The sequence below is a fragment of the Parafannyhessea sp. genome (assembly GCF_051876455.1).
GTDB lineage: Bacteria > Actinomycetota > Coriobacteriia > Coriobacteriales > Atopobiaceae > Parafannyhessea.
In genome coordinates this window covers 21031-27975 of the sequence record NZ_JBJEHW010000167.1, presented here as the reverse complement: position 1 = coordinate 27975, position 6945 = coordinate 21031, and the positions used below count along the sequence as shown (strand labels likewise).

At 70.2% G+C, this 6945-nt stretch carries 7 protein-coding genes; all 7 read right to left on the bottom strand.

All coding sequences use genetic code 11. The annotated features are described in order from the left end of the window. On the bottom strand, window positions 1-299 hold a 299-nt coding region (gene tsaB / locus ACI38Z_RS07425; protein ID WP_439789553.1), incomplete at its 3' end, for a tRNA (adenosine(37)-N6)-threonylcarbamoyltransferase complex dimerization subunit type 1 TsaB. A 36-nt stretch (window positions 300-335) separates the two neighbouring features. After that, the gene (gene tsaE / locus ACI38Z_RS07420; RefSeq protein ID WP_439789552.1) at window positions 336-854 is read right to left on the bottom strand and encodes a tRNA (adenosine(37)-N6)-threonylcarbamoyltransferase complex ATPase subunit type 1 TsaE; all 519 of its coding nucleotides are present in this window, start codon (window positions 852-854) and stop codon (window positions 336-338) included. A gap of 2 nt (window positions 855-856) precedes the next feature. Next, window positions 857-1525, bottom strand: coding sequence for a uracil-DNA glycosylase (locus tag ACI38Z_RS07415; protein WP_439789551.1), 669 nt, complete (start codon window positions 1523-1525; stop codon window positions 857-859). Between the two features lie 12 nt (window positions 1526-1537). Further along, complete coding sequence (alr, locus tag ACI38Z_RS07410; protein ID WP_439789550.1) at window positions 1538-2698, bottom strand: alanine racemase; 1161 nt, start codon at window positions 2696-2698, stop codon at window positions 1538-1540. Between the two features lie 14 nt (window positions 2699-2712). Then, window positions 2713-4326 (bottom strand): NAD(P)H-hydrate epimerase, encoded by a 1614-nt coding sequence (locus tag ACI38Z_RS07405; RefSeq protein WP_439789549.1) that lies wholly within the window; start codon window positions 4324-4326, stop codon window positions 2713-2715. 7 nt (window positions 4327-4333) lie between these two features. Beyond that, window positions 4334-4903 (bottom strand): holo-ACP synthase, encoded by a 570-nt coding sequence (locus tag ACI38Z_RS07400; RefSeq protein ID WP_439789548.1) that lies wholly within the window; start codon window positions 4901-4903, stop codon window positions 4334-4336. 3 nt (window positions 4904-4906) lie between these two features. Next, entirely contained in the window at window positions 4907-6754 is a 1848-nt protein-coding gene (gene glmS / locus ACI38Z_RS07395) for a glutamine--fructose-6-phosphate transaminase (isomerizing) (protein ID WP_439789547.1), read from the bottom strand. Window positions 6755-6945: the final 191 nt, after the last annotated feature.

Genomic DNA, 6945 nt, shown 5'->3' with positions numbered 1-6945 from the left:
TTTGCCGTGGCGATGCCGATGCGCACGCCCGTGAACGAGCCGGGGCCGCGCCCCACGAGGACGGCGTCCACGTCGGCCATGGAGAGGCCCGCCCGCCCCAGGCAGTCGAGCGCCGTGTTGACGAGCTGCTCGTTGGCGTGGCGGCGGCACAGGTGGTCGCCCGCGGCGAGCACGGTCACGCCCGCGCCGTCGGCATCGTCCGCACCCACGTGCGCGACGGCGCACGCGAGCATGTCGGTGGAGGTGTCCAGGGCAAGGACCGTGAGCGCCCCGGACGGGTCTGGGTTGTGGTCTAGCATGCAAGTCTCTTTTCCGGGCGCCGAGCGCCCCGTGAATCAGGCCCCGAGCTCGGCGTCGAGCCGGTCGAGCAGCTCTTCTCCCCTGGCGTTGCGCGCGACGAACCTGATGCGGCGCGGCGGCTCCTCGCCCGGCGCCACCTCGTCGTCCAGGCGCGAGACAAAGACGTCTACGCGGTCGTCCCCAATCTCGCTGGAGAACTGCTCGCCCCACTCGATGAGGCAGGGTCCGTCGACGCCCATCGCGTCGAACAGGCCCGTGTCCTCGAGCTGGTCGGCGTCGTCCAGGCGGTACAGGTCAAAGTGGTAGAGGGGCATCGTGGCGCCCTCGTAGACCATCTCGATGGTGAACGTGGGGCTCGTCACGTCGTCCGTGACGCCCATGCCTCGTGCGACGCCCTTGGTGAGCTGCGTCTTTCCCGCGCCGAGGTCGCCCGTGAGCACCAGGACGTCCGTCGGGCCGAGCACGCGGCCCAGGGCCTCGCCCAGGCCGATGGTCTCTTCCGTCGAGGTCGAGAAGAACTCGCCCCTCGCGCTTCTTGTTGCGATCTGGCCCATGGCTACTCCTCCTTGGGACCCTCGGGCGCCGCCGGCGCCGCGGGCGTGGTTCCGGGCTGCGCCGCCCCGTCGCGCGGGTGCTCGCGCAGCCACGCGCCGACCATGGCAAGGTCCTGCTCGAGTAGCGGCTGCCAGTCGGAGTGATAGATGCAGGCCGCCGGGTGGAACGTGGGCGCCACCACGAAGTGGCCCGTCTGGTAGAGCCTTCCGCGCAGGTGCGTGACGCCCTTGTCCGTGCGCAGCACGAACTGCGTGGCGAAGTTGCCCAGGCACACGAGGACGTCGGGCCACACGCTGCGGATCTGCTCGCGCAGGAACGGCGAGCACGCCTCGATCTCGCCGGGCAGCGGGTTGCGGTTCGAGGGCGGACGGCACTTCACCACGTTGGCGATGTAGATCTCCCGCCTCGTGAGCCCCGCGATGGAGAGGAGCGAGTCGAGCTTGTGGCCCGCCGCCCCCACGAAGGGCTCACCCTGCAGGTCCTCGTTGCGGCCGGGGCCCTCGCCTATGAACATCACGCGCGCGTTGGGGTCGCCCACGCCAAACACGATGTTCGTGCGCGTGTCGCCCAGCGGGCAGCGGTGGCAGTTGCCCAGGACGTCCTCTATCTCCGCGAGCGTGACCTCCTTGGGGCGCTGGTGCTCGTGCCCCGGTATGTGCATGACGGGCATGCGGGCCGCCCCCTAGACGAAGATCCTGTCGAGGCGCTCCGAGAAGTTGCAGACGACCTCGTAGTTGATCGTGCCACGACGCTCGGCCATCTCGTCCGCGGTGATCTCCTCGTCCCCGTCACGGCCTATCAGCGTGACGACGTCTCCCTTCTCCACCGGCTTCCTGGGCTGCTCGTACGCGCGCGCGGCGCTCGTGTCCACCGCGAACATGAACTGGTCCATGCAGATGCGGCCCACCTGGCGGGCGCGCGTCCCGTTCACGAGCACGTCCATGTTGTTGGAGAGGCTGCGCGCAAGGCCGTCGGCGTAGCCGATGGGCACGGTCGCGACCTGGATGCTGGACTTGGGCACGCGGTACGTGAGGCCGTAGCCCACGCCCTCGCCCACGGCGGGGTTGGCCACGCGCAGCACGCGGGCGCGCACGCTCATGGCGGGCGTCAGCCTGATGCGGGGCGCCGTGCTCTCGGCGGGCTGCAGGCCGTAGAGGCCGATGCCCACGCGGCACATGTCGTTGTGGAACTCGGGGTGCAGGATGGTGCCCGGCGTGTTGTCGCAGTGCACGAGACCCACCTCGAGGTTGGCCTGGCGCAGCGCCTCCACGGTGTCCATGAAGCGCCTGGCCTGCTGCTTGAAGTCCCAGTCGCCGATGACGTCCGCGGTCGCGAAGTGCGTGAACGTGCCCGCGCACTCCAGCCCGCGGTGGAAGTCGATCATGTGGCGGAACTCCACGGCGTCGGCCGGCAGCACGCCGATGCGCGTCATGCCGGTGTCCACGGCCAGGTGGTACTTGCCCACCTTGCCCAGCGCCACGGCGCGCTCGCCGTAGGCCAGCGCGAACTCGGAATCGTACACCGCGGGCATGATGTCGTACTCGAGCAGCGTGTCCAGGCTCTCGAGCGGCGACTCGTTCAGCATGAGGATGGGCTCGGTCACGCCGCCGCGGCGCAGCTCCACGCCCTCGTCCACCGTGGCCACGGCAAACTGGTCCGCCCCGGCCTTCGCCATCGTCTTGGCGCACTCCACGGCGCCGTGGCCGTAGGCGTCCGCCTTCACGGCGCACATCATCTTGACGCCCGGCTCCAGCAGCGCCTTGAAGGCGCGGGTGTTCCTGCGGATGGCGTCGAGGTCCACCTCGACCCACGCCCACCTGTTCTTGGGATACTCAACCGACATGGTTTACCTCCAGGCTATTCCGCGTTGCCAGAGTCGGGAAACGCGATCTGCTCCTCCAGCGCATCCTCGGCGAGGCCGATCGCGTCGATGATGTCGCGTGCCATCGCGCCGCGCGAGCCAAAGCGCTCCGCGGCGATGGAGCCGGCGTAGCCGTGGACCTCGCACGCGAGCGCCGTGAGCACGGGGATGTCCTCGTTCTCCACGTTGGCGCGGGCGAGAAACGCGGCGATCACGCCCCCAAGCACGTCCCCGGAGCCGGCCGTCGCCAGGGCCGCGGGGCCCGGCTTGGGCAGGATCGCCACGTCCACGCCGACGCAGGCCGTCGCGGAGCCCTTCGCCACCACGGTGAGCTCGGAGCCGCCGTCCGCCCAGGCGATCCTGCGCGCGGCCTCCATGGCCGAGGTGAGCGACGCGGGCGGCGTGTCCTGCAGGCCCACGAGCCTGCCCAGCTCGCGCCTGTGCGGCGTGAGCACCAGGGGCGCGCTCCTGCGCAGCAGCTCCGGGAACTCGTCCAGGCGGTTGGAGGTGAGCCGCGCGATGCAGTTGAGGCCGTCGGCGTCGACCACGAGCGGCACCTTGGACTCGAGCAGCCTCGACACCACGCCCACGGTACCCGAGCTCACCCGCATGCCGGGCCCAACCAGCGTGGCCGTGCGCTTCTCGGCCAGCTCCGCCACGAGCTGGATCGCCTCGTTCGAGAACGTGCCGTCCTTGCCCGCGGGCAGGCCCAGCACCGGGATCTCCATCATGCGCGCCTGGATGATGGGCGCGATGGGCTCGGGAACGGCGAGCGTCACGTAGCCGGCGCCTGCGCGCGCCGCCGCCATGGCGGCCATCATGGGCGCGCCCACGAAGCGCGTCGAGCCACCCACCACGAGCACGGAGCCGCGCGAGAACTTGTCCACGGCGTTCGAGGCGGGCTCGAGCACGTCGATGTAGTCCTCCAGGTCGGCACGCCAGGCAACCGGGTCCGCCTCGACGGCCAGGTGCTCGGTCTGCTCGGCCAGGGGCGCCACCACGATGGCGCCGCAGGCGTCGCGGCCCTTGTCAGAGAGCAGGCCCGGCTTGAGCACGAGCATGGTCACGGTCGTGTCCGCGATCACGCACTCGCCGGCAGAGAGGCCGGTCTGCGCGGAGAGGCCGCTCGGCACGTCCACGGAGAGGACGCGCGCGCCGGACGCGTTGATGCACTCGATCCAGATGTCGAAGGGCGCGCGGGGGCTGCCATGGAAGCCCGTGCCCAACATGGCGTCGACCACGACGTCGGTGGACGAGAGGAGCTCCTCCACCTGCTCGCGGGGCGGTGCCACCAGGATCTTGACGCCTGCCGCCTGCGCGCTCTTGGCCACCACGCGCGCGAGGTCGCCCGCGATGGCGTCCGGGTCCTTGGGCGAGACGACGGTCACGGGGACGCCCTTGCCCAGCAGGGCCTCGGCGGCCACCCAGCCGTCCCCGCCGTTGTTGCCCAGTCCGCAGAAGACGGTGACGCTTCCCAGGTCGCCCATGCGCACGACCTCGCTGGCCGCGGCGTTTCCCGCCCTGTGCATGAGCTCCGAGATGCTGACGCCCACCTCCGTGAGGCCGGACTCGACGCGCTTGACGTCCTCAACGTTTAGAACAGGCTGCATGTGCCCCTCACTCTCCAATAGGGCCTTGCGTGGGCGCCTCGTCCTTGCGGGGACGCTCGTCTTGCCCTTCTCCCTCAAGCGTATCCATTATGCCGTCCTGGAGCCGCTCGAGCTCGTCGATTATCGACTTTGCCTCCCTGAAGGAGGCCTGGAACTCCCTCTTGGGGTCGTGCTCCTCCCGCGGCTGCGGGCGCGCTCCCTCCGTCATGGCCACGGCGTTGGCCACGGCCACCTCGTGCGTGCGCGAGAGCGAGAGCACGACCTCCTCGACCCCCTGCGCGCGGGCCGCCTCGGCGACCTTGCCCGCGAGCCGCGCCACGGGTCTGCCGCGCCCGCCCTCGGCCACGCGGACGTCGCCCAGGCGCACGCCGGCCGCGTCCGTCATGCCAAGCGACTTCAGCACGGCGCCGTGGGCGGCAAGGCACTGCGCGTAGCGCTCGGCGGGGCGCACGCCCGCGTCGCAGTACGCGCGCTCCTCCGCGGAGAAGACCCTCTCGCCAAAGCCGGGAACCCGTTCGAGCGCGCCGGTCACCCTCGATATCTCGAGCATGCCGACGCCCACGCCAACTCGAGCCACGCTCTACTCCACCGTGACGGACTTTGCCAGGTTCCTGGGCTTGTCCACGTCGCAGCCGCGGGCGCGCGCCACGTAGCGGGCCAGCAGCTGCAGGTGCACCACGGCCACCAGAGGCACCACCCATTCCTCGGGGCAGGGTGGGATCCACAGCACGTTCTCGCAGAGCTTGGCCACGCGCTCGTCGCCGTCGGTCGCCACGGCCACCACGGTCGCGCCGCGCGCGATGGACTCCTCGATGTTGCTCACGGTCTTGTCGTGCACGTGGTCGGCCGGCACGATGGCCACCACAGGGAAGCCGGGCTCCAGAAGCGCGATGGGGCCGTGCTTCATCTCGCCCGCGGGATAGGCCTCGGCGTGCAGGTAGCTGATCTCCTTCAGCTTGAGCGCGCCCTCGTAGGCGGTGGTGGAGTTCACGCCGCGCCCCAGGAACAGCGCGGACTTGGCGTTGCGGAACACGCGCGCGGCCTGCTTGTCCTGCCAGCGGCGCTTGATGACCTCCTCCATCAGCGCGGGAACCTGCTCGAGGCTCGCGAAGTGCCTGCGGACCTCGTCCAGGTCCATGTTGCCGTTCGTGTAGGCGAGGCGCAGGGCCAGGAGCGCGGACGCCACCATCTGCGCGGTGTAGGCCTTGGTCGAGGCGACGCACACCTCGGGGCCCGCCTGGATGTACATCGTGCCGTCGGACTCGCGCGCGGCGGAGGAGCCCAGCACGTTCGTGATCGCGAAGACCTTGCAGCCCATGCCCTTCATGCGGCGCGCCGCCGTGAGCGTGTCGGCCGTCTCGCCCGACTGCGTGATGATCACGCAGAGCGTGTGGTCCGTGACGAGCGGCTCCTTGTAGTTGAGCTCGGAGGCGTACTCGCAGAACACAGGGATCTTGGCCCAGTCCTGCACGAGCTCGCGCGCGATGAGGCTCACGTGGTAGGACGTGCCGCAGGCCACCATGTAGATGCGGTCGATCGCCTTGAGGTCGGCCTCGCTCATCGAAAGCTCGTCCAGCTCCACGCCGTGCCCGCCCAGGCGGTCCTTCAGCAGGCGCGAGATCGCCTCAGGCTGCTCGGCGATCTCCTTCGCCATGAAGTCGGAGTAGCCGCCCAGCGTCGCCGCGGAGGCGTCCCAGTCGATGTCGAGCGGCTTGGGGTGCTCGACGGGGCTGCCCTCGCGGTCCACGATGTCGATCGAGCCGTCCTCGTGGAGCGTGGCGATGTCGTAGTCGTCAAGCTGCAGGCAGTGCGAGGTGGCCTTCGCGAGCGGCATCACGTCGGACGCGGCGTACGCGCCGTCCTTGGTCGAGGCGACGACCAGCGGCGACGCCTTCCTCGTGACGACGACCTCGCCCGGGCAGTCCGCGCACACCACGCCGAGCGCCCAGGAACCCTCGAGCCTGTCGCAGGCGTAGCGCACGGCGAGCGCCAGGTCGCCCTTGGCGGGCCCGTGCCACGCGTCCTCGACCAGGTGCGCCACGACCTCGGTGTCCGTGTCGCTCTTGAAGTTGTGCCCCTCGGCCATGAGCTGGCGCCTCAGGGACTCGTAGTTCTCGATGATGCCGTTGTGGACCACGGCGATCCTGCCGTCGCAGCTCGTGTGCGGGTGGGCGTTGCGGTCCGTCGGGGCGCCGTGCGTCGCCCAGCGCGTGTGTCCGATGCCCGTGTTGCCCACGAGGTTCGCAGCGTCGCAGCGCTCCTTGAGCGCGGCCACGCGCCCGGCCACCTTCACCAGGTGCAGGCTCTTGTCCGGCGACAGCACGGCGACGCCGGCCGAGTCGTATCCGCGGTACTCCAGCGTCTGGAGCCCGTACAGCAGAAAGTCGATTGCCTGTCCCTTGCCCGTGTAGCCAACGACGCCGCACATGTGGTTGCCTCCTTGGTGCGCGCCCAGCGCGCATGGTCGGTCACAGTCATCTGACTATGGTACCAGCACGAGGCCACGCCCTTCTCGCCCTCCCACAAAAGACATGCCACAAAGGGGCACCGCGCGAGAAGAACGGGCGGATGCCGGTTGGCACCCGCCCGCAGGCCTCGGTCCATGTCCCGTCGCGGCCC

Excerpts from the sequence above, each read along its gene's own strand:
- tsaE (WP_439789552.1), bottom strand. The coding sequence starts at position 854 with ATGGGCCAGATCGCAACAAGAAGCGCGAGGGGCGAGTTCTTCTCGACC.
- ACI38Z_RS07415 (WP_439789551.1), bottom strand. The coding sequence starts at position 1,525 with ATGCCCGTCATGCACATACCGGGGCACGAGCACCAGCGCCCCAAGGAG.
- alr (WP_439789550.1), bottom strand. The coding sequence starts at position 2,698 with ATGTCGGTTGAGTATCCCAAGAACAGGTGGGCGTGGGTCGAGGTGGAC.
- ACI38Z_RS07405 (WP_439789549.1), bottom strand. The coding sequence starts at position 4,326 with ATGCAGCCTGTTCTAAACGTTGAGGACGTCAAGCGCGTCGAGTCCGGC.
- glmS (WP_439789547.1), bottom strand. The coding sequence starts at position 6,754 with ATGTGCGGCGTCGTTGGCTACACGGGCAAGGGACAGGCAATCGACTTT.